The sequence below is a fragment of the Amycolatopsis sp. CFH S0740 genome, from assembly GCF_004522315.1.
Lineage (GTDB): Bacteria > Actinomycetota > Actinomycetes > Mycobacteriales > Pseudonocardiaceae > Amycolatopsis > Amycolatopsis nivea.
The window spans coordinates 1-21,295 of record NZ_SDLS01000026.1 but is presented as its reverse complement, the minus strand read 5'-3'; the positions used below and the strand labels follow the sequence as shown (position 1 = coordinate 21,295).

The 21,295-nt window shown below is 68.5% G+C and carries 23 protein-coding genes; 8 read left to right on the top strand and 15 right to left on the bottom strand.

Annotation, left to right across the window (positions count from 1 at the left end; genetic code table 11):
• The first annotated feature begins 97 nt into the window (after nucleotides 1–97).
• Together EIZ45_RS33655 and EIZ45_RS33650 are read left to right on the top strand one after the other, a co-directional pair.
• Nucleotides 98–1,696, top strand: a complete 1,599-nt coding sequence (locus tag EIZ45_RS33655) for a DEAD/DEAH box helicase (RefSeq protein WP_167756635.1) — start codon at nucleotides 98–100, stop codon at nucleotides 1,694–1,696.
• A gap of 809 nt (nucleotides 1,697–2,505) precedes the next feature.
• A complete protein-coding gene (locus EIZ45_RS33650; RefSeq protein ID WP_370318219.1) occupies nucleotides 2,506–3,840 on the top strand; it encodes a hypothetical protein in 1,335 nt (444 codons plus the stop codon).
• Between the two features lie 6 nt (nucleotides 3,841–3,846).
• Here the strand turns inward: EIZ45_RS33650 and EIZ45_RS33645 are convergent, their stop codons facing one another.
• The 6 genes from EIZ45_RS33645 to EIZ45_RS33620 form a co-directional block, all read right to left on the bottom strand.
• A complete protein-coding gene (locus tag EIZ45_RS33645) occupies nucleotides 3,847–4,290 on the bottom strand; it encodes a hypothetical protein (RefSeq protein WP_240690913.1) in 444 nt (147 codons plus the stop codon).
• Between the two features lie 464 nt (nucleotides 4,291–4,754).
• Entirely contained in the window at nucleotides 4,755–5,603 is an 849-nt protein-coding gene (locus EIZ45_RS33640) for a PD-(D/E)XK nuclease family protein (RefSeq protein WP_037816395.1), read from the bottom strand.
• Nucleotides 5,604–5,674: 71 nt separating this feature from the next.
• Nucleotides 5,675–6,304, bottom strand: coding sequence for a MarC family protein (locus EIZ45_RS33635; RefSeq protein WP_134668952.1), 630 nt, complete (start codon nucleotides 6,302–6,304; stop codon nucleotides 5,675–5,677).
• A 1-nt stretch (nucleotide 6,305) separates the two neighbouring features.
• The gene (locus tag EIZ45_RS33630) at nucleotides 6,306–7,169 is read right to left on the bottom strand and encodes a PHP domain-containing protein (protein ID WP_370318215.1); all 864 of its coding nucleotides are present in this window, start codon (nucleotides 7,167–7,169) and stop codon (nucleotides 6,306–6,308) included.
• A gap of 66 nt (nucleotides 7,170–7,235) precedes the next feature.
• Nucleotides 7,236–7,796: a PH domain-containing protein gene (locus EIZ45_RS33625; protein ID WP_037353298.1), complete on the bottom strand. Its 561-nt coding sequence runs from the start codon at nucleotides 7,794–7,796 to the stop codon at nucleotides 7,236–7,238.
• A 22-nt stretch (nucleotides 7,797–7,818) separates the two neighbouring features.
• Nucleotides 7,819–8,004, bottom strand: a complete 186-nt coding sequence (locus EIZ45_RS33620; RefSeq protein WP_037815868.1) for a hypothetical protein — start codon at nucleotides 8,002–8,004, stop codon at nucleotides 7,819–7,821.
• Between the two features lie 167 nt (nucleotides 8,005–8,171).
• Here EIZ45_RS33620 and EIZ45_RS33615 point away from each other — a divergent pair, with 167 nt between their 5' ends.
• Nucleotides 8,172–8,573 carry an NUDIX hydrolase gene (locus tag EIZ45_RS33615; RefSeq protein WP_134668956.1) on the top strand — a complete coding sequence of 134 codons (402 nt, stop codon included), beginning with the start codon at nucleotides 8,172–8,174 and terminating at the stop codon, nucleotides 8,571–8,573.
• 302 nt (nucleotides 8,574–8,875) lie between these two features.
• Here the strand turns inward: EIZ45_RS33615 and EIZ45_RS33610 are convergent, their stop codons facing one another.
• Nucleotides 8,876–9,994, bottom strand: coding sequence for a DUF2332 domain-containing protein (locus tag EIZ45_RS33610; protein ID WP_167756629.1), 1,119 nt, complete (start codon nucleotides 9,992–9,994; stop codon nucleotides 8,876–8,878).
• Nucleotides 9,995–10,018: 24 nt separating this feature from the next.
• Nucleotides 10,019–10,522, bottom strand: a complete 504-nt coding sequence (locus EIZ45_RS33605) for a MaoC family dehydratase (RefSeq protein ID WP_037815874.1) — start codon at nucleotides 10,520–10,522, stop codon at nucleotides 10,019–10,021.
• Between the two features lie 383 nt (nucleotides 10,523–10,905).
• Here EIZ45_RS33605 and corA point away from each other — a divergent pair, with 383 nt between their 5' ends.
• The 4 genes from corA to EIZ45_RS33585 all read left to right on the top strand — a co-directional run bounded on the left by corA (nucleotide 10,906) and on the right by EIZ45_RS33585 (nucleotide 14,081).
• Complete coding sequence (gene corA / locus EIZ45_RS33600) at nucleotides 10,906–11,994, top strand: magnesium/cobalt transporter CorA (RefSeq protein ID WP_037815877.1); 1,089 nt, start codon at nucleotides 10,906–10,908, stop codon at nucleotides 11,992–11,994.
• A 195-nt stretch (nucleotides 11,995–12,189) separates the two neighbouring features.
• Entirely contained in the window at nucleotides 12,190–12,843 is a 654-nt protein-coding gene (locus EIZ45_RS33595; RefSeq protein ID WP_043836938.1) for a metallophosphoesterase, read from the top strand.
• Nucleotides 12,840–13,679 carry a chromosome partitioning protein ParB gene (locus tag EIZ45_RS33590; protein ID WP_134668958.1) on the top strand — a complete coding sequence of 280 codons (840 nt, stop codon included), beginning with the start codon at nucleotides 12,840–12,842 and terminating at the stop codon, nucleotides 13,677–13,679. The genes EIZ45_RS33595 and EIZ45_RS33590 overlap by 4 nt, the downstream gene beginning before the upstream one ends.
• 54 nt (nucleotides 13,680–13,733) lie before the next feature.
• Nucleotides 13,734–14,081: a ClpX C4-type zinc finger protein gene (locus tag EIZ45_RS33585; RefSeq protein ID WP_037815884.1), complete on the top strand. Its 348-nt coding sequence runs from the start codon at nucleotides 13,734–13,736 to the stop codon at nucleotides 14,079–14,081.
• Nucleotides 14,082–14,137: 56 nt separating this feature from the next.
• Here EIZ45_RS33585 and EIZ45_RS33580 read toward each other — a convergent pair whose 3' ends face one another.
• Together EIZ45_RS33580 and EIZ45_RS33575 are read right to left on the bottom strand one after the other, a co-directional pair.
• A complete protein-coding gene (locus tag EIZ45_RS33580) occupies nucleotides 14,138–14,332 on the bottom strand; it encodes a PspC domain-containing protein (RefSeq protein WP_051172855.1) in 195 nt (64 codons plus the stop codon).
• Between the two features lie 144 nt (nucleotides 14,333–14,476).
• Nucleotides 14,477–14,977 carry a DUF4265 domain-containing protein gene (locus EIZ45_RS33575; protein ID WP_167754456.1) on the bottom strand — a complete coding sequence of 167 codons (501 nt, stop codon included), beginning with the start codon at nucleotides 14,975–14,977 and terminating at the stop codon, nucleotides 14,477–14,479.
• Between the two features lie 114 nt (nucleotides 14,978–15,091).
• On the opposite strand from EIZ45_RS33575, the gene EIZ45_RS33570 reads away from it, so the two are divergent.
• Nucleotides 15,092–16,000, top strand: a complete 909-nt coding sequence (locus EIZ45_RS33570) for a hypothetical protein (protein ID WP_240690914.1) — start codon at nucleotides 15,092–15,094, stop codon at nucleotides 15,998–16,000.
• A gap of 54 nt (nucleotides 16,001–16,054) precedes the next feature.
• Here EIZ45_RS33570 and EIZ45_RS33565 read toward each other — a convergent pair whose 3' ends face one another.
• The 5 genes from EIZ45_RS33565 to EIZ45_RS33545 form a co-directional block, all read right to left on the bottom strand.
• Nucleotides 16,055–17,230 (bottom strand): ABC transporter ATP-binding protein, encoded by a 1,176-nt coding sequence (locus EIZ45_RS33565; RefSeq protein WP_134668964.1) that lies wholly within the window; start codon nucleotides 17,228–17,230, stop codon nucleotides 16,055–16,057.
• 3 nt (nucleotides 17,231–17,233) lie between these two features.
• Complete coding sequence (locus EIZ45_RS33560) at nucleotides 17,234–18,076, bottom strand: carbohydrate ABC transporter permease (RefSeq protein ID WP_134668966.1); 843 nt, start codon at nucleotides 18,074–18,076, stop codon at nucleotides 17,234–17,236.
• Nucleotides 18,076–19,023: a carbohydrate ABC transporter permease gene (locus tag EIZ45_RS33555; RefSeq protein ID WP_037815896.1), complete on the bottom strand. Its 948-nt coding sequence runs from the start codon at nucleotides 19,021–19,023 to the stop codon at nucleotides 18,076–18,078. Before EIZ45_RS33555 ends, EIZ45_RS33560 begins: the two co-directional genes overlap by 1 nt.
• Entirely contained in the window at nucleotides 19,020–20,339 is a 1,320-nt protein-coding gene (locus tag EIZ45_RS33550) for an ABC transporter substrate-binding protein (protein WP_134668968.1), read from the bottom strand. The genes EIZ45_RS33555 and EIZ45_RS33550 overlap by 4 nt, the downstream gene beginning before the upstream one ends.
• Nucleotides 20,340–20,633: 294 nt before the next feature.
• Complete coding sequence (locus tag EIZ45_RS33545) at nucleotides 20,634–21,161, bottom strand: general stress protein (RefSeq protein WP_037815899.1); 528 nt, start codon at nucleotides 21,159–21,161, stop codon at nucleotides 20,634–20,636.
• Nucleotides 21,162–21,295: the final 134 nt, after the last annotated feature.

The window sequence follows — 21,295 nt, the reverse complement described above, 5'->3', positions numbered from 1 at the left end:
CGAAACCGCGCAGGCCACCGCCGCTGTCGCTCTCGAGCACAGCGAAAACGGACCGGCCGCGCTGGACACGTCGCACCCGCTGCAGGCCGGTGCCCCGGTGACCGAAGAGGCGCCGACGTTCGAGTCCTTCGGTGTGAAGCCGGAAATCGTCAAAGCGCTCGCGGAAGCGGGCATCGAGCACACGTTCGCCATCCAGGCGCTCACCCTGCCGCTCGCCATGGCCGGCGACGACCTCATCGGCCAGGCCCGCACCGGCATGGGCAAGACGCTGGGCTTCGGCGTCCCGCTGCTGCACCGCGTCCAGGTGCCCGGCGACGGCACCCCGCAGGTGCTGGTCGTGGTGCCGACGCGCGAGCTGTGCATCCAGGTCGCGAACGACCTGAAGGGTGCCGGGAAGCACCTCGGTATCCGCACGCTGGCGATCTACGGCGGGCGGCCGTACGAGCCGCAGATCGAGGCGCTGCGCAAGGGCGTCGACGTCGTCATCGGCACGCCGGGACGGCTTCTCGACCTCGCCGAGCAGCAGCACCTGGTGCTGGGCAAGATCCGCGGGCTCGTCCTGGACGAGGCCGACGAGATGCTGGACCTCGGCTTCCTGCCGGACATCGAGCGGATCCTCCGGATGGTGCCGGACGAGCGGCAGACGATGCTGTTCTCCGCCACGATGCCGGGCCCGATCATCACGCTCGCGCGCACGTTCCTGAACCAGCCCACGCACATCCGGGCCGAGGAGAACGACGCCGGCGCGATCCACGAGCGCACCTCGCAGTTCGTCTACCGGGCGCACTCGATGGACAAGACGGAGCTGATCGCGCGGGCGCTGCAGGCCGAGGGCCGCGGGCTCACGATGATCTTCAGCCGCACCAAGCGCACCGCGCAGAAGATCGCCGACGACCTGGTGGAACGCGGTTTCGCCGCGGCCGCGGTGCACGGCGACCTCGGCCAGGGCGCCCGCGAGCAGGCACTGCGCGCGTTCCGCTCGGGCAAGGTCGACGTCCTGGTCGCCACGGACGTCGCGGCGCGCGGCATCGACATCGACGACGTCACGCACGTGATCAACTACCAGTGCCCGGAGGACGAGAAGACCTACGTGCACCGCATCGGCCGCACCGGCCGCGCGGGCCGCACCGGTGTCGCGGTCACGCTCGTCGACTGGGACGAGGAACCGCGCTGGAAGCTGATCTCGGACACGCTGAACCTCGACCTGGCAGAGCCGGTGGAGACGTACTCGTCGTCGCCGCACCTGTACAGCGACCTGGGCATTCCGGAGGGTACGAAGGGCCGCCTGCCGCTGTCGAAGCGCACGCGGGCCGGCCTGTCCGCCGAGAAGGAAGAAGACCTGGGCGGCAAACGCCGAGGCCGTCGCGGTGCTAGCGGTCCTTCCTCGCCCGCTGCGGAAGAGGAAGCCCCGCGCAAGCGCAACCGCACCCCGCGCAAACGAACCCGCGGCGGCGCCCGCTCCGCCGCGGCCATCGAAGCCGCCGACGCCGCGTCGACTGCCTCGGACCAGCAGGAAGACCGCCCCCGGACCCGCCGCCGCACCCGCTCGGGAGCAGACGCGACCGGCCCGGCGACCTCCGCCGGCAACGCCACCCCCGCGACGACGTCCGACTCCGGAGAAACCGGAGACCGCCCGGCACGCCGCCGCCGTCGCCGTCGTCCGTCCGCATCTGATACACCTGCGTCGGCAGACTGAGCGACACACCGGGAGTCAGTTACGTGAACGACCACGGGAACGGCACCGACGAAACGCCCCCCGAACCCGGATCGAACGTAGCGGGCACTCCCGCGAATCCCGACGAACGCCCCCGGCCGGATAATCCGGCCGGGGAGCACGTCTCGGACGAGGCCCCTGCTGGGGTGGGCGAGGTGCCTTCCGCTGAGCGGGGCGTTTCGTTGTCTGGGGATTCCGCTGTTGTGGGCTCTGGTTCTGGTGGGGACGCTTCGGGGTCGCAGGCCGGGGGCTCGGCCGCTTCCGCTGCCGACGGTGCTTCCGCCGCGGCAGAGGAGCCGTTTGGGGGCTCTACCGGGGCGGCTTCCGGTGCTGCTGGAAGCGCTTCCGCATCGGCTGCTGCTGGCTCGCAGCTTGGAGACTCCGCCGCGCGTGATGCCGGGGAAGCTCCCGCCGAACCCCGTGGGCCCTCCAGTGCTGCCGGAAACGCTTCCGCGGCACCGGCCGTTCCTGGCTCACAGGCCGGAGACTCCGCCGCGCACGCCGCCGACGAACCTTCCGCCGAACCCCAACGGCCCTCCGGTCCTGCTGGAAACACTCCCGCAACACCGGCCGCTCCCGGCTCGCAGCCCGGAGACTCCGCCGCGCACGCCGCCGACGAACCTTCCGCCGAACCCCACCGGCCCTCTGCGGCCTCCCGCGCGGCCGGAGACACCCCCGCCGCGCCAGGCCCACAAACCGGCCAGCCGATCGAGCCTGCGCACGAAAAGGCTTCCCCCGCAGGTGCCCACGCCGCGATCCCCCCGGTCACCCCCGAGGAGCAAACCGGCCCGATCGCGCGCGTCACCGACGAACCCGCCGGGGTCAGCAGCACCTCCGCCGAGTCCTACGGTTCCGAAAACCTTCTCCCCCGCCAGCCTGCCGCCGCGGATTCCGTTGCGCCGCCGGGGAAAGCCCGTCGCTCGCCGTGGAATCGGGGGCGGGACCGGGTGATCGCGGGGGCGATCGTGGTCGTGGTCGCGGTAGTCACCGCGATCGTCGCCGTGAACAGCGACAATCTGCACACCAGCCGCGCGCTCGCGGATCCGCCGCATGCCCTCCCCGCGCCGCCGACTTCCGTGCCTGGGTCGATGACACAGCTGTGGCAGGCCCCGAGTTCCGCGACGCCGATCCCGATCGGACAGTCCGACTCCGTCGTGACCGCGGACGGCAGCGAGGTCGCCGGCCGCGATCCGCTCACCGGGCAGATCCGCTGGCACTACACCCGCAAAAATCTGCAACTGTGCACTGTGGACACCGCATGGGGCCGGGTGAACGCGGTGTACCACAAGTCCATGGGCTGCAGCGAGGTCACGCAGCTCGACCCCGCCACCGGCCGCATCACCGCTCAGCGCAACGGCGACGCCGAACTGGGCACCCGCCTGATCAACGACGGCAGCCACGTCACGACGACCGGCAAACATCTCCTCGACACGTGGCGCGACGATCTCGTGAAGAGCATGGAGTACGGCAAAGTCCCCTTCCTGCAAAACGCGAACAAACAACCCCGCCCCAACTGCACTTACGGCACGGTAGCAGCGGGCGCCGACAAAATCGGCGTGATCGAACGCTGCCCCGGCGATCGCACGGACCGCCTGACCGTCTACAAGGCGACCGCCGAGCACGAGGACGAACCGAAGGTCACCTACACCGCCCTGCTGGCCGGCAAGCGGGCCCGGGTCATCGCGATGTCGGGCGACCTCACCGGCGTGCTGCTGCCCGACCAGAAGCTGTACGTCGTGTACGGCGCGGACGGTTCGCAAAAAGCCGCCTACCCCATGGATCTCCCCGCCGCGGACACCGCGAACGACCCGGTCGGCGGCACCGAGGCGACGACCCGCACCGCTGCGGGGATCTACTGGTACACCGGCTCCAAAACCGTTGCCCTGTCCCGAGACGACCTGTCCCCGCGCTGGACCCTGGACGGCACGCTCGGCCCGGGAATCACCTTCGCGACCCAGTTGGTCGTGCCCATCCGCGGCGGCCTGGCCGTGCTGAACGAAATGAACGGCGCAACGCTGCGCACAGTCGGCATCGACCGCGGTGCCTACACGGGCCCAGTCCGCCTCACCGCACTAGGCCCGGTACTGCTCGAACAACGCGGCCCAACCCTCGCCGCCCTGCGCTGACCTCCCTCAGAACCACCACAACAGACTGAACGCAACTCCCGCGACGACCAGCACCCCGGCACCCGCCCCGACCGCCACTTTCCCGACGCGACGGTCGGCAACCCGTTGCAGCACAAGCGCAATCACCGCGGCGACGGGATGCCCGACCAGCTTGAGCGGACCTGGCCCGGGTGCTCCGTTGACGAGGCACAACACGCCGACCACGAGCACCCCGAGGGCCAGGACCGCCAGCCCCGCGGCGACCGACCCGGTGAACCCGCGCCACCACCGCCCACGCGGCTTGCGTGACGACTCATGGCGCTCGGGTGCCGCCTTGACTGGCGCTTCGTCTTCGCCGGTCGCGTCGTCGCGCGCGGGCGATTCATGGATAACCGCATCCTCGCCAGGCACAAGACCATCGGCGGCGGTCGAGTCATGGATAACCTCAAACCCGGCGCTGTCCTCCGCCACTGAACTCCGCGACGCCATCGCAGTCCGCTTCACCTCAGAACCAGTCAGAGCAGCACCCTCCGCCACTGAACTCCGCGACGCCATCGCAGTCCGCTTCACCTCAGAACCAGTCAGAGCAGCACCCTCCGCCGCAACACCGCTGCCCCATGCCGCGCTATCGCTTCCACCATGCGACATCGCGGCACCGCGCGTGTCCGCACGGCCGTTCCCCGCCGTGCTGACCGCATGCGAGCTGGCGTCCTTGACACGACGACCGTCACGAACCCCGCCAGATCCCGCGGCAAGATTCGTCGACACAGCAGCAGAATCCTTCCTTGCTACGCCGTGAACCGACCCATCACCCGCGACTCCACGGCCCCGGCCAGCGTCGCGACCATGCGCGGCACCAGCCCCGCCGCGGGACGGTTTTTCGATGTCCGGTGACGCCACGATCCTCGGGTCCAATCCACGTCTCGGGAAACCCCCTACGGCGCAAGCAAATCCCACGGTTGCGCGGCAGGGGCGGTCTGCTGTCCCGCCACGCAGCTCGGGCGGAAGTCGCACCATGCGCAGCGGCGGTCGGGGCGAGCGGGGAACAACGTGTCTCCGTCGCCGCCTGCGTCAAGGGTATCTGCTGCCAACCGCAAATCCCCCGCGGTCTCCTCGGCGCGTTCCAGGTGGCGCTTCAAGGTTTCCGGTGTGTGTTCCGCCGCGGCGATCGTGCCGGACGGCAAGTGGTGCAGCTCGACCTTCGTGCACGGCATGCGCAACGTGCGCGTGGCCGCCACGGCGTACATCGCCAGCGCTTGCGACGCGCGGGCCTCGTGTTCGTCCGGGGCTCGGCGGCCGGTTTTGTAGTCCACGATCACCAGTTCGCCGCCGCGCTGGTCGATCCGGTCGGCTCGGCCTTCGATGATCATCGTCGGACGGCCGCCGGTGGTGCTGACCGGGGCGGACACCCAGCGTTCCAGGCCGACCGGGTCGTCGCTGACGTCGTTGTCCTCCACGTACTCCGCGACCCAGCCCTTCGCGCGCGCACGGTAGCGCGCGGCCTGGTCGTCGTCGGCGAAACCGGCGTCTTTCCAGTGCTCGGCCACCAGCGCGATCCCGCGCTGCGGCGTCCGTTTCGCCACTGGCAGGTCGAAAAGCGCCCGCAACGCGTTGTGCACCACCGCGCCCAGCGTGCTGTGCGCCCACGGCCCGGTGCGCTGCGGTGTCGGCCGGTCGAGATAAGCCAGCCGGTACCGGCGCGGGCAATCGTCAAAGGTGCTCAGCCGTGCGGGCGAGACCTTGGTGAGCCGCTGCGGTTGCTCGACGCCGAAGTCGAACCCCATCTGTTCTTTCACGCCGCCCCCTTCCATCGACGCCCACGCTACGCACCACCACCGACACTTTCCGGCGTGGGCTAGCCGCCCGCGATGAAGCCCTGCACGGAATTCGCGACCAGCTCGACGGCGATCGCGGCGAGCAGCAGGCCGGCGATCTTCGCCAGCAGCGTGATGCCGCTTTCCTTGATCAGCCGGATGACCACGCCGGAGAACCGCATGCAGGTGTACAGCACGAAATGCACGGTCACGATGGCGAGCGCCAGCGCGATGTACGCGCCGAGGCGCCCGTCGGCCTGCCGGACGAACACGATGGTCGCCGCGATCGCGCCCGGACCCGCCAGCAGGGGCGTGCCGAGCGGAACGAGGGCGACGTTGACGTCCTCGGCCGCCTCGGGCTCGTTGCTGCCCGCGTTGCTGGTGAGCAATTGCAGCGCGATCAGCAACAGCAGCAAGCCGCCCGCGCCCTGCAGTGCCGGGATGCCGATGCCCAGATACGCCAGGATCGCCTGCCCAGCCACCGCGAACAGCGAGATGACCAGCAGCGACACCAGCACCGCCTGCCGGGCCGCTTTCACCCGCGTCGCCATCGGCTTGCGGCCGACCAGGCTCAGGAACACCGGCACCGTGCCCGGCGGGTCCATGATCACGACGAGGGTGATCGTCGCGCTCATGAAGAGCTTCGCGTCGAAGAAATCCGAGACGGCCATCTCAGCCTTTCACCACTTGGAAGCCGGTCGCCCGCCCCACCAATTCCTCCAGCTGGTCCGGTTCGGTCGTTTCCTGGCCGAGCCCGATGGTCTTGTTCGTGCCGTGGTAATCGCTGGACCCGGTGCGGACCAGGCCCAGTTCGTCGGCCAGTTCCCGGGTGCGCGCCCGGGTGGCCGGATCGTGGTTGGGATGGTTGACCTCGACGCCGGTCAGCCCGCGCGCTGCCAGGTCACGCAGGGTGTCCTCGCTGATCGTCGCGCCGCGGCTGAAGGCGAAGGGGTGCGCGATCACGGTAACCCCGCCTGCCGCGGTCACCATGTCGATCGCGTCCTCGACCGGGGTGTCGCGGCGCGCGACGTAATAGCCGCGACGGCTGTGCAGATAGTCGCTGAACGCCTCGTCGACGGAGCTGACCAGCCCGGCGCGGACGAGCGCCTGCGCGAGGTGCGGCCGCCCCGCGGGCGAGTCCGCCGGCAGCAGGCCCAGGATTTCGTCGGCGTCGACCGGGAGGCCGTCGGCGGCCATCCGCTCGGCCATCCGCCGCAACCGGGTGCGCCGTTCGATCCGCAGCCGCGTCTGTTCCGCGACGATCGCGGGCGCGGCCGGGTCGAAGAGGTACGCGAGCAGGTGCACGCTGATTTCGTAGCCAGTGTCCGGGTCGATCGAGACCGTCGACAGTTCCGCGCCCGGCACCAGCGTCAGGCCGGCGGGCAGGGCCGCGGCGGCCGGTTCCCAGCCCGCGGTGGTGTCGTGGTCGGTGATCGCGACGACGTCGAGACCGGCACGCGCGGCAGCGCCGACGAGCTCGGCAGGGCTGTCGGTACCGTCGGAGGCCGTGGAGTGGGCGTGCAGGTCGATGCGCATCGGACCCATTCTCGACGATGCGCTGCGTCACCTCGGCACCGGGACCAGGGCCGACGCGCCCCGAGGTCAGCCGACCGGCTTCTTGCCCCGCGCCGCGCGCTGCGCCTTGATCATCGAGAACCGTTCGGCCTGCTTCTGCTTGTCGCCGAACACGAGCTCGGAGATCGTGTCGTAGAACTCCTCGGGCCGCGGCAGGTAGTCGATCCGGTTCAGCGCCTGGATCTGGCCCGCCGATTCGACGACCATCGTGCCGTAGCCCAGCATCCGGCCCCAGGCCGAACGCTGGTAGGTGAGGTCGGTGACCTTGCTGATCGGCATCATCAGCACCTTGGTGGTGAAGACGCCGGTGGTCATCACGAACCGTTTGTCGGTGACGACCAGGCGTTCGACCCACCACTCGATGATCACGTAGGCGAACCGCAGCACCACCGCCAGCGCGACGTACCAGAGGATGTTCTGCACCACCCACAGCGAGGGCGGCAGCAGATACGACACCAGCACGCACACGATCAGCAGCGCGGCTGCCTCGAACGTGTCCCAGAGGAGCACCGCCCAGTGGCGGCGGATCCGGATGACCCGCCGCTCGGTGTCGAGAAGGTACTCGTCAGGGTCGCGTGGCGCGAACATGGTTCGAGGGTATCCCCTGTCGTCAGTGGAAGATGTTGCTGACGAACGTGATCACCGATTCGGCCGAGCTGCGGAGGAAGTCCACGATGTTGCTGACAAGACCAGCAGCATGGCCCGGCTGAGCGATCACGAAGAACAGCACCAACGCGATACCCACGAGTCCCGCAAGCTTCTTCGCGTTCACAGCGATCAATCCCGTCTCTTCCATGACACCCGGAAAACTGACTTTCTACGTTGTACCGCACTGACCACTCACGCGGGAGGAAAGTCCCGCGCATGGGTCAGCCAGGCGCTCGAAGTGTACCGTACGGCTACTCTCCGTGTACAGGTTCCCGAACGCTAGGGGGCGCGGCCGGGTTCGGCTACCGTCGAAGCATGGACGGCCTCGAGCGCTGCGTGGGCGGAATTGTGTTCGACGACCAGGGCAGACTCCTGCTCATCCGGCGCGCGAACGATCCGGGCAAAGGCCAGTGGTCACTGCCCGGCGGCCGGGTTGAACCGGGCGAAACGGACCACGAAGCCGTGGTCCGGGAGCTCCGCGAGGAGACCGGGCTCGACGTGAGACCGCACACACTGGCCGGGTCGGTCGTCCGCGGCAGCTACGACATCCACGACTACGAATGCACGTGGACCGGCGGAATCCTCACCGCGGGCGACGACGCCACCGACGCGCGGTGGGTCAACTCGGCCGAACTGGTCAATCTGGACGAAGCGGGCCACCTGGTGGACCAGTTGCTCATAACGCTGCGTGACTGGAATGAGTGGCCCGCCGCGTAATCCGGAGCGGTTATTTCCGTATTGCCTCCGGCGGCGTCCGCGATTGCGAACGCATTGCGGAGTTGTCGGAAAGTTTCGCAGGCGTTCAAGCATCCGCGATGAGCACGGAAAATGCGCGGAACGCGTATTCGATATCGCCGGACACGCATCAGTCCGGCGGCGCGGGCGCGGGCGGGACAGTGTGACTGATGGGGTGAATGTGACACACGTTACTCACGGCGCCCGAGCGATGCCGAGCGGCACCGAGCGACGTCGTGCGCGGCGATCACGGTTCCAGCCGCGGTCGCCGCGCACGAATCAGCTCACGGCAGCCAGGTCATCCGCTGCCCGTGCGGCGCCGTCCTGGCCAGCGCGCGGGCCTCGGGTTCCCCGCCGACCCAGCTCGTCAGCCCCAGCACCGCCATCGCGGGCTCGCCGGTGGCCGAGCTGTCCGAGGACAGGTCGTCCCGGCCGGGCATGACGGTCTCCAGCCCGGCCCGGTAGAACTCCTGGCTCACCCACCACACCGGCCGTTCCGACGACAATCGCGCCAGCTCGGCCACGAAGTCCGCCCGCCGGTCCCCGAGATACGCCAGCGCGTGACTCGTCAGCACCACCAGCGGCAGTTCCTCGGGCAGGCGCGACGCCGCCGAGGCCAGGTCGTCCACCGCGTCCCCGGCGATCAGCTCCGGCGCGTGCTTCCGCTGTTCCGCGGCAGCCGTGCGCAGCAGCCGGATCCGGTCGACCTGGTCGGCCCAGACGCACGCCTCCAGCCACGCCAGTTCGTCCTCGTCCGAGAGGTCCACCGGTGCCCGGTCCAGGCCCGCTCGGGCCGCCACAGCGACCTTCTTCGGCAGCTTGGGCAGCTTCGCACCAGGCGCGACGTCGATCGCGCAGTGCAGCCCGACAGCGGCCTTCGCCGGACCCGCCGCGAGCTGTTCGCCGCCGTCGCACTGGTAGCGGTAGCCGAACCGGTCGAGCCCCAGCAGCAACCCCGCGCTGCAGCCGACCTCGAGCAGCGCGATCTTGCCGCCCGCTTCCTTCGCCGCCGCCGTGACCGCCGGGTACAGCAGCGCGGCGCGGCGCACCTCGTTCGTCTGCGTGTAGCGGGTCGAGATGATCTCGCGGGCCTGGTCCGCGCGTTCCAGGAGGAACGAGCGGAACAACGGCCACGTCTCGCCGTCGACGCCGTCGAAACCGCCGACTGACGGGTAGTACCGCGACAGCGGATGGATCGGATCCGCCTGCACCAGCCGGTGCGCGGCGGCGAACAGCAAGGTCCCGCGCGCTTCGCCGCCGCGAGCGTCGGTCAGCAGCGCGGCGACGTCGTCGTCCTCGGCCGCGTGCGTGGCGAGGTGGTCATACAGCGGCGAAACCCCGCGCGCCTCCACCTCGGCGAACTTGCGCAGCGTCTGCTTGATCTTCTCCAGGGCGATGGCCACCCGTGCTCCCCTTCGGCGGATCGATCACTCGTGCGGCGTCGGACGGCCGGGCTGCTCCCCGCCGCGGGTGTCGCCGTAGGACCGCTTCGGCACCATCACTTTGCGCCGGAAAATGCACACGATGGTGCCGTCCTGTTTGTACCCTCGCGTCTCGACGTACACCACTCCCCGGTCGTCCTTGGACTTCGACGGGGTCTTGTCGAGCACCTCGGTCTCGCCGTAGATCGTGTCGCCGTGGAACGTCGGCTTGACGTGCTTGAGCGATTCGACCTCGAGGTTCGCGATGGCCTTCCCGGACACGTCGGGCACCGACATGCCGAGCAGCAGCGAGTAGATGTAGTTGCCGACCACGACGTTCTTGCCGAAATCGGTCGTCTCGCCCGCGTAGTGCGCGTCCAGGTGCAGCGGGTGGTGGTTCATCGTGATCAGGCAGAACAGATGGTCGTCGTATTCGGTGACGGTCTTGCCGGGCCAGTGCTTGTAGACCGCGCCGACCTCGAACTCCTCGTAATACCGGCCGAATTGCACGCTTGCGCCTCCTGTCCGGGTAACACCTGCCGAACCAGGTGCGACACGTATCCGTGGTGAGGAGTACCCTCGACCATCGGTGATCGCGCGTCAACGCGACCCCTGCCACTTCGCACGCCCTGGCGTGTCCCGGCCGAAAGGAGGTGAGGAACCGCTCATGAGCAGTGGTGATAGTCCGCTCACTAGTAGCCCGGCTGCCGCCCCACCCCCGCCCTCAACGGTGCGGCTGCGCCGCGCAGCTTTGCCCAGTGTTCCCGCCTCGCCGGCCGGCCTTCTCCCTTCCTGGTAGCCCGCGTCCGGGAACTCACGGTGCCGCCGGACGGACCCCCGCAGTCCGCCTGGCCGTCGTCTTCGTGCTTCACGACGCCTGCCCAGGAGAACCCATGCCTGCCATTCCCTCGCTAGGCGGCCTTCGCGGCCGCGGCAACAACCGGGCCAAGGCCAATCTCGACCGGCCGATCCCGGTGCCGCTGTCGGCCTATGTCGTCGATTGCGCGGTGTATGTCGACGGCAAGCGGCTGCCCGGGCGCTGGACGCACGCCGAGGCGATCCGCGAGGTGCGCAAGCGCCACGCGGGTTTCGTCTGGATCGGCTTGCACGAGCCCGATTCCGACCAGATCCAGGGCATCGCGGACACCTTCGGCCTGCACGAACTGGCGGTCGAGGACGCGCTGGAGGCGCATCAGCGGCCGAAGCTGGAGCGCTACGACGACACGCTGTTCCTGGTGCTCAAGACAGTCCGCTACGTCGAGCACCAGTCGCCGACCACGGCGAACGAGATCGTGGAAACCGGCGAGCTGATGGTGTTCCTCGGCCGCGATTTCGTGATCACCGTCCGGCACGGGAACCACTCCGGGCTCGCCCGGCTGCGCCGCGACCTCGACGACGACCCGGAGCGGCTCGCCCTCGGCGCGGCGGCGGTCGTGCACGCCATCGCCGACCACGTGGTCGACCACTACCTGGAGGTCACCAGCCGGATCGAGGCGGACATCGACGAGATCGAGGCGCAGGTGTTCGCGCCGCGTTCGTCGGTGAGCGCCGAGCAGATCTACCTGATGAAGCGGGAAGTGCTCGAACTGCGGCGCGCGGTGGTCCCGCTCGCCACGCCGGTGTCGCGGCTCGCCGAGGGCTACACGCGGCTGGTGCCCGACGAGGTCCGCTCGTATTTCCGCGACGTCGCCGACCACCTCGCCACCGTGTCCGAACGCGTGGCGGCGTTCGACGAACTGCTCAGCACCCTGGTCGACGCGACCGTCGCGAAGATCTCGCTGCAGCAGAACACCGACATGCGCAAGATCACCGCGTGGGCGGCGATCATCACGGTGCCCACGATGGTCGCGGGCATCTACGGCATGAACTTCGACTACATGCCCGAACTGCACTGGCAGTTCGGCTATCCGATCGTGGTCACGATCATTCTCGCGATCTGTCTGCTGCTGTACCGAATATTCCGGAAGAACGGCTGGCTGTAGCCGCCCTCGCGGTCCCCTTTTCTTCCCCCGGTCGCAGGAGGTTTGTCTCGTCATGTCCCGGTTGCTGTCCAACCTCAAGTTCTGGGCTCTCGCCCTCTGCCTCGTCTGGATCGTCGGCATCGTCGCGATGATCGCGCTCAACCCCGGGTTCGCGCACGGCATGAAGTGACGCCGCGTGCGCCGTAACCTTGGCGCATGCCGAAAGCGCTGGTGGTGGCCGACGAGGCCGACGAGCGGCTGTGGACCTCCGCGGTCCGCTCGCTGCGGGTCGACCTCGTCGTCGCCGCCGGCGATCTGCCGTTCGCGTATCTCGAGTTCCTCGCCGGCATGCTCGACGTGCCGTGCGTGTTCGTCCCCGGCAATCACGATCCGGACCTGAGCGGCTTCACCCGCTACGGCGGACTGTCCATGAAGGACGGTTTCCCGACCGAATGGCCGGGCCCGGCAGGCGGGATCAACGCCGACGGCCGGATCGTCGACGTCGCCGGGCTCCGCATCGCCGGGCTCGGCGGTTCGATCCGCTACCGCGACGGCCCGAATCAATGGACGCAGCGGCAGCAGGCGCGCCGGGCCCGGCGGCTGGAGCGCCGGTTCCGCTGGCGGAAATGGCGCGACGGCAACGGAATCGACATCCTGCTGACGCATTCGCCGCCGCGGCATCTCGGCGACCGCGAAGACCCGCCGCACCAAGGTTTCACCTGTCTGCACCGAACGATCGACACCCTGCGGCCGCAGTGGCTGCTGCACGGACACATCCACCCGCACGGCGAACCGGTGCCCGATCGCGTGGCAGGCCGTACCCGGATCCGCAATGTGGTGGGCTATCAGGTGATGGAGTTCCCGCGATGACCCGACCGACCGGTTTCCCGCGTGCCGACGCCGAAAACGACTTCCTGCGCGCCCGCCGCAGGCAGGTGCTGTCGCGGCTTTCCACGTGGCTGCGCCGCGAACCCGACGACGTCAACATCATGCTGCCGTTCCACGAAGTGGTGCAGGCGCTCGGTTACGTCAGCGAGGCGCGGATCGGGACGCGAGTGATCACTTTGGACTCGATCGTCGGCACCGTCGACCGGAGCCGCGATTTCGACCGCCGCTTCCGTCCGACGTCCGCCCGCGTCCGGCAACGCTGGGAACGGCTCGCACTGGCCGCCCGGCGCGGCGAAGCGATCCCGCCGATCGAGGTGTACCGGATCGGCGAGCTGCACTTCATCATCGACGGCCACCACCGGGTTTCGGTCGCGCTGGCGCAAGGACTGTCCACAATAGAAGCTTCGGTGACGGTCGTGCGCACCAAACTGGACCCGAGCGGCATCCGGTATCGCGGCGACCTGATCGTGAAGGACTACCGGCGGCTGTTCCTGGAACGAGTCCCGCTGTCCGGACACGCCCGCGCGTCGGTGCTGATGACGGATCCATGGAACTACGCGCAACTCGGCGAGCACGTCGAAGCGTGGGGTTTCCGGCTCATGCAGGACGAGGGCCGGTTCACCGACCGCGCGACCATCGCGCAACGCTGGTTCGACGAGGAATTCACGCCGGTGGTGGCGATGCTGCGGCAAGCGGATCTGATCGGCGACCGCACCGAGGCCGAGGCGTACCTGTGGGTCGCGTGCGAGCGGTACCGGCTGATCCGGACGCATCGCTGGGACGAGGAGGTCATCGAGACGCTGCGCTCCCAGCGGTGACTTGTCAGGCCACCCCTGACGTGTCAGGATGATCCTGACACCAGGAGGTTGCCGATGACTTCGTACTGCTCGTTCTGCCTCAAACCGGCCGACGAGGTGGCCAAGCTGATCGCCGGCTCCGGCGTCTACATCTGCGACGGCTGCGTCGGATTGTGCGAACAGATCCTGGCCGGGAAACACGAGCCGGGAACGCCCGAGGTGACGCTGTGGGAGCGGAAGACGGACGAGGAGATCCTGGAGAGCATCCCGCGGATGGCGAAGGTCAGCGCGCAGACGGACGCGCGGATCCAGGAACAGGTGGACCTGCTGCGGAACCGCGGCGTGGCGTGGGCGCGGATCGGCGAGGCGCTCGGAGTGACACGGCAATCGGCCTGGGAGCGGTTTTCCGCCGAGCGGAAATGAGAAGGGCCCCCTCCCGTCTGGCGGCGGGAGGGGGCCGATCGAGCTCGATGGTCTGCTCAGTCGTTGGGGATGATGGCCCAGAGGATCAGGTACGCGACGAACTGCGGCCCCGGCAGCAGGCACGACAGCAGCGCGAGCACCCGGACCTTGCCCGGCGTGGTCCCGAAGCGACGGGCGAGCCCGGCGCAGACGCCGCCGATCATGCGCCCCTCCCGCGGCCGGCTCAACCGGCGAGTGACAGGTGCGGTCATCGTGTTCCCCTCCCGTTTGGGTTCGTACCTCTATGTCACCACGTCCGGCGTCCGGGCACATCGCTCCGGGGGACGATCTGGACCCCTAAGGGGTTGGGGGGGCGGCGGTGGGGAGAAGTCGGGGTCGGGGCGGGAACTCGCAGGTCAGGACCCGGTCGCGAGCCATGCGTCGCTGACGCAGCCCTCCTCGTAGGCCCACGAACCGTCCGCCCGGCCCTCCTGCAACGCACGCTTCGCCTCCGCGAGGTTCGCTCCCGGCGGGACCGTGAACCCGACCATGCCGAATTGGCTGAGCTGTTCGCCCTCGAAGCCGAACGGAGCGAAATGGTCGATCGCCCGGCCGAGGTCGCCGCCGAACGGGCCGTCCGCCCAGACGATCATCCGAATGGTGCAGTTCCCGGACCATTCCACCCGTTCGACCGGCCGGAGCACCCCCTCCTCGTCCCGCTCGACGCGGAAGACGTCGCCTTCGGCGGTGCCCCGGGCGAACCACGGAATGGTGGCCAGCCGGACGTGATCCGGTCCGAGCGGGACCGCCCACAGCCCTTCCCGGCTCACCGGCGGCCAGTCGTCGTACTCGGAAGGGAGTTCGAACACCACCTCGACGTGGGTCGGCTGATCAAGGTCGGCGGATTGTTCAGGCACCGCGGTATCCCGCCACCCGTCCGAAACCGCCCGACCAGCGGTGATGACGCAGCGAAGTGTGGGATTTCCCGGCGGGGGCTGGATTTTTCGCCACTCACGGTGATACTGCACCCCGTGCGTAACCCACTCGGAGTCCTCGCAGTCGGCTGTTCGGTGCTTCTCGCCGCGGCGGCCGGATGTGCCGCGGAGTCTGCCCCGACGACGGCGCCGACGCAATCCACGCCGGTGCCCTTGACCGCGATCTCGGCGCTCGGGGACTTCGCCACGCTCGACTACTGCAGCCTGCTCGACCCGAAGCGGCTCAAGAACAGCACTGCCGACACGCCGGATTCCTCGTTCACCGCTTGCCAGGCGGACTTCGTGCAGGCCGGGCGGCCCCGGACGGTCACCATCGGGCCGCTTGCCGCCGATCGCGATCCCAATGTGCAGGCGTACGCGTATCCGGGTCAGGTGCCGGACGGGGTTTCGGTTCAGCAGGCCGGGTTCGTGCCCCCGCGGACGTGCGGGCGGGCCGTCACGTTCGCCGACGGGGTTCGGCTTGCCGTCTCGATCACGGACAAGGACGACAGCGGCAGTGCGGAGGATCGGTGCACCGCGGCGGACGACGTGGTCGGCGGGGTGCTGGACGCGGTGACCGGCAACCGGGTACGGCATCCGCAGTTGCCGGACCGGTCGTGGGGGCGGGTGGATTCCTGCGCGATTCTCAGCGCGTCCGGGGCGCAGGGTGCCGACGCGACGGCCGGGTTCGCCGGGCATTCCTGCATCCTCGACAAGGTGAGCCTGGAGTTCGCGGTGGTGCGGCAGGCTCCGGCGGGGCCGTCGGAAACGCTCGGCAACCGGACCGCGCGGGTGGCGGCCGACGGAGCGTTCTGCCGCGTCCGGACGGTGCAGCCCTCCCCGGCCACTCCGGGACGCGCGGAGCAGGCGACGGTGAGCGTGGTCGACACCAGCGGCGCAGGCGGGGAAGCTGCTTGCCCCGCCGCCCGCACCGCTGCCGCGGCGATCTTTTCGCGCATCCCGTGAAGGGCTCCTTGACGGAATCTGATTCCCTCAAGGAGCCCTTCACGGACTGGCAACTCAGTCGGAGTAGGTGACGTTCCGGCCGTCGGACGGGTCGAAGAGCTTCACCTTGTCCGCGTCGAACCACATCTGCAGGTCCTGGTTCTCCGCGGCCGCCGATTCGGCCGACAGCCGGGCCACGATCAGCGATTCCGCGCCGGGGACGTCGGCCGAACCGCTGTCCGCGGCCAGTTCCGCCAGTTCGGCCGAGGTCGCGGCTTCGCCGTCCACGGTGAAGTGCGCGAATTTCTCCGAACCCATCGACTCCAGGACGTCCACGTGCGCGGTGAACGTCGCACCCTCCCGGCCCGATTCGACCAGGGCGGCGTCCTCGAAGTGCTCCGGGCGGATGCCCATGATCACCTCGCGCGGGGCGTTCGCCGCCTCGGCCATCCGGCGGATCCGGTCGGTCAGCGGGGTCGTGCCCAGCGAACTGCGCAGCTCGCCGTTTTCCAGCGTCGCGGGAACGAAGTTCATCGACGGGGAGCCGATGAATCCGGCCACGAACAGGTTCGCCGGGTTGTCGTAAAGGAACTGCGGCGAACCGATCTGCTGCACGTACCCGGCCCGCAGCACCACGACGCGGTCGCCGAGGGTCATCGCCTCGGTCTGGTCGTGCGTGACGTACAGCGTGGTCGTGCCGAGCTGCTTCTGGATCTTCGACACCGACGTCCGCATCTGGCCGCGCAGTTTGGCGTCCAGGTTGGACAGCGGCTCGTCCATCAGGAACGCCTTGGGGTTGCGGACGATCGCCCGGCCCATCGCCACCCGCTGCCGCTGCCCGCCGGACAGGTTGGCCGGTTTGCGGTCGAGATGCTGGGTCAGGTCGAGGATCTGCGCCGCTTCCTCCACTTTGGACCGGACGATCTTGTCGTCCACTTTGGCCAGCCGCAGCGGGAACGCCATGTTCTCCCGCACGCTCATGTGCGGGTACAGCGCGTACGACTGGAACACCATCGCGATGTCCCGGTCCTTCGGAGCTTTCTCGTTGACCCGCTTGCCGTCGATGCGCAGTTCGCCGGAGGAGATGTCCTCCAGCCCGGCGACCATGTTGAGCGTGGTCGACTTCCCGCAGCCGGACGGGCCGACGAGGATGATGAACTCGCCGTCGGCGATCGTGATGTCCACTTCGGACACCGCGAGCGCACCGTCGGGGTAGCGCTTGGAAACCTTGTCGAGAACGATTTCAGCCATGGGTCAGCCCTTCACCGCACCGGACGTCAGCCCCGCCACGATGCGACGCTGGAAGAACAACACGAACAGGATGATCGGCACCGTGATGACGACCGCGGCCGCACACACCTGGCCGGTCGGGTCCTCGAACTGCGAGGACCCGGTGAAGAACGACAACGCCGCCGGCACCGTGCGCGACGACTCGGTGGACGTCAGCGAGATGGCGAACAGGAAGTCGTTCCAGCAGAGGATGAACACCAGGATCGCCGTGGTGAACACGCCCGGCGCGGCCAGCGGCGCGATCACCTTCCGGAACGCCTGTGCCGGCGTCGCGCCGTCCATTTTCGCCGCCTTTTCCAGTTCCCACGGGATTTCCCGGAAGAACGCGGACAGCGTGTAGATCGACAGCGGCAGCGCGAACGTGATGTAGGGCAGGATCAGCCCTGGCCAGGTGTCGAAAAGGCCGAGCCCGCGCTCGATGTTGAACAGCGGGGTGACGAGCGATACCTGCGGGAACATCGCGATCAGCAGGGAAAGCCCCACCAGCACCTGTTTCCCGGGGAAATCCAGCCGGGCGATCGCGTACGCGGCCATCGTGCCCAGCACCACCGCGATGACCGTGGAGATCACCGCGATGCCGATCGAGTTCACCAGCGCGCGCAGGAACTCCGTGGTCTGGAAGATGTCCGCGTAGTTCTTGAGCGTCCATTCCACCGGGATGAAATTGCCGTCGGTGAGCGTCGCCTTCGTCTTGAACGACAGCGAAAGCACCCACAGCACCGGGACGATCGCGAACACCAGCACCAGGATGTCCAGCAGGCCCCAGCCGACCTTGCGGCCGGTAGTGGCCGCACCTCCGATAGCCATCAGCGCTTCCCCCCGTCGTCCGTGCCGGGCGCGGCGGTGCCGAACACCTTGATGAAGAGGAACGCGATGATCGCCACCGTGATGAAGATCAGCACCGCCATCGTGGAGCCGATCCCGAGGTTGAGCCCCTTGACCAGGTTGTCGTAGGTCTGCATGGACACCGATCCGGTGTCCTGCGCGCCGCCGGTGAGCACGTAAATGTTGTCGAAAATGCGGAACGCGTCGAGCGTGCGGAACAGCAGCGCGACGAGAATCGCCGGTTTCATCACCGGCAGCATCACCTTGGTGAACCGCTGCCACGCGGTCGCGCCGTCCATCGCCGCGGCCTTCAGCAGGTCGTCCGGCACCAGCGCCAGCCCGGCCATCAGCAGCAGCGCCATGAACGGCGTCGTCTTCCACACCTCGGCGAGAATGATGATGAACAGCGACGGCCACTGGTCGGTGAGCGGCGCGACGCCCTCGCCCAGCGCGTTCGCCAGGTAGCCGGTTTTGGGCGTCCACGCGAAATACCACGAGAACGCGGCCACCACGGTGACGATGCCGTACGGGATGAGCGCGACGGTGCGCACCAGTCCGCGGCCGACGAGCGTGCGGTGCATGATCAGCGCGAGGCCCATGCCGAGCACGAACTCGATCGCCACCGACACGACGGTGAGGAACATCGTGGTGCCGAACGCGGTCCACCAGTAGGAATTCGTGAGCACCGCGGCGTAATTGTCGAAGCCGATGAACTCGTGCTTCGCCGGGAACCGCAGGTCGTAACGCTGCAGCGAAAGCCAGACCGAATAGACGATCGGGTATCCGGTCACCGCGATCATCACGAGGAACGCGGGCGCGCACAACCACAGCCCGAGCCGCCGTTCCGCCTTCTTGCCCTCGGAGAGCTCGGGCTTTCCCTTGCGGTGCGCCGCTTCCTTGGTGGCGGCGGCGGGATCCTGGACGGTCACGGGATCACTCCCTTCGACTGGAGCGCGTCATCGAGCTGTTCCCGCAGTTTCTGCGCGGTCGTCTGCGGATCGATCGCCGAGGGCGGGGAAAGGATTTTCGACATCACCGTGGACAGGTTCTGGTAGACCGGCGTGAGCGGCCGTACCGCGGCGGTTTTCAGCGCCGACAGAATGGAGTCGCGCATCGGGTACTTCTCGGCCATGTTCGGGTTGTCCGCCGACGCGGGCTTCGAAGGATCCAGCGGGGTGTCGTCGTGGTACACCGACTCGATCGTCGGCGGCACCCCGTCGTTGATCGCGGACACCTTCTGGTTTTCCTTGCTGCGCAGGCACAACGCCGCTTCGTACGCCTCGGGCTTGTGCTGCGAGAAGGCGCTCACCGCGAGATCGAACCCGCCGATCGTGCTCTTCGACGGAATGCCCGCCTTCGCCTGCGGATACACCGCCCACTTGAAGTGCGACAGGTCCTGCGGCTTTTCCTCGGCGTAGGAGGCGTAAACGAACGGCCAGTTGAGCTCGAACGCGGCGCCGCCGCCCTGGAACGTCCGCCGGACGTCGTCCTCCTTCTGGTTCGTCAGCGACGGGTCGGTGATGCCCGACGACGTGACCTTCTTCAGCAGCTCCAGCGCCTGCACCGCGCCCTCGTCCATCACGACCGATTTCCCGTCGTCGGACAGGATGTGCCCGCCGAGCGATTCGACCAGCGTGTTGTAGATGACGACCAGGCCCTCGTACTGCGCGCCGGTGAACACGACCGAATACGGTTTGTGCTCGCTCTTGAGCCGCTGCGACATCTGCATCATCTCGTCCCACGTCTTCGGCGGGGTCGGGGTGAGGCGGTCGTCGTACCAGAGCAACTGCACGTTGGTGTTCTTCGGCGCGGCGTAGAGCTTTCCTTGATACGTCGCGGTTTCCAGCGGCCCCTTGAGCACGCCCTCGGACGCGGCTGACTTGTTCTGCCCGGTCCACTCGTCGACCCAGCCCGCCTCGGCGAACTCCGAAACCCAGGTGACGTCGAGTCCGAGCACGTCCATCGACGTGTCGCCCGCGGCGAGCCGGCGCGCCATCTGGATCCGCTGGTCGTCCGAGCCGCGCTGCAGCTTGTTGTAGACGATCCGGTACCGCCCGGCGGCGGTCTTGTTGCAGTTGTCGACGACCGTCTGGAAGTGGTCCTCCGGGGAGTAGTAGACGTTGATCGTCGTCCCGGAAGCCGTTCCGCAGCCCGCTATCAGGCCGCTGCCCGCCAAGCCCGCGGCGAGCAGCGCCGCCGCGCGGGCAGGTCCTCGTTTCTTTCCGCTGGGCCGTTTCTTCCCCATTCAAGCCTCCTCGCCATGTGCACACGGCACCGTCCGGCGCCGCCCCCAGACAGCACGCCGCGACGAGGCGGACCCGAGCCAGCACCCCGACGTGCCAGTTGCCGGCAGGCCGCGCTGGAGGACACGACCGGCCAACCGGTGTCGGTCAACCTATGCCCGGCGATCACCTGCCGCAAGCAGGGTCGGTAACGATTCAGCCAGGTGCGCGCGAACCATCGGAAGGACGGGTGAAAAAGTCCCGTGGGTAGTTATGCGGTGGCGGGCGGGGGAAGGCGCTGGGCGGGTCTCGCGAGTTCAGGCGGTCGCAGGCGGCGGACGCAACGCCAGCTTCGCCAGCAACTCCCGACCCTGCTCCGCACTGCGCGGCTGACACAGCACGTCATACCGGCCAGCCACAAGCTGACTCGCCGACGAGAAATCCCGCCGCCCGCGCGAGGTGCGGTAACCGATCGCGGAGAACGCCAGCCCCGACAGCACGCCCAGCACCAGCCCGGTCAGCAGTTGCAGCGTGAATCCGCCCTGGTTGACGAACATCCCCAGCAGCAGCCCGGCGAACAGGCCGAACCACGCGCCGGACATCGCGCCCGCGGCGAGCACGCGGCCCCACGACAGCCGTCCGATGACGCGTTCTACCAGCATCAGGTCGACGCCGACGATCGTCACGTCGGTGACCGCGAACTCGCTTTCGGCCAGGAAATCGACCGCCTGCTGCGCTTCGCCGTAGGTCGAGTACGACCCGATCGGCCAGCCGGTGGGCGGCGTCGGGAGCCGCGGCAGCCCGGCCGGGCTCTGGCCGCCACCAAAGGGACTGCTCACCATCATCACCTGCGCTCGTCCGGTCCGAGGGTTCCATCTTGTCAAGAACCGGCGAAGCGCGCGAACTCCGGCGAAGCGCGGGTCAGGCTTTGTAATCCCGCAGGAGGCCGCGGCTGATGATGGTTTTCTGGATTTCGCTG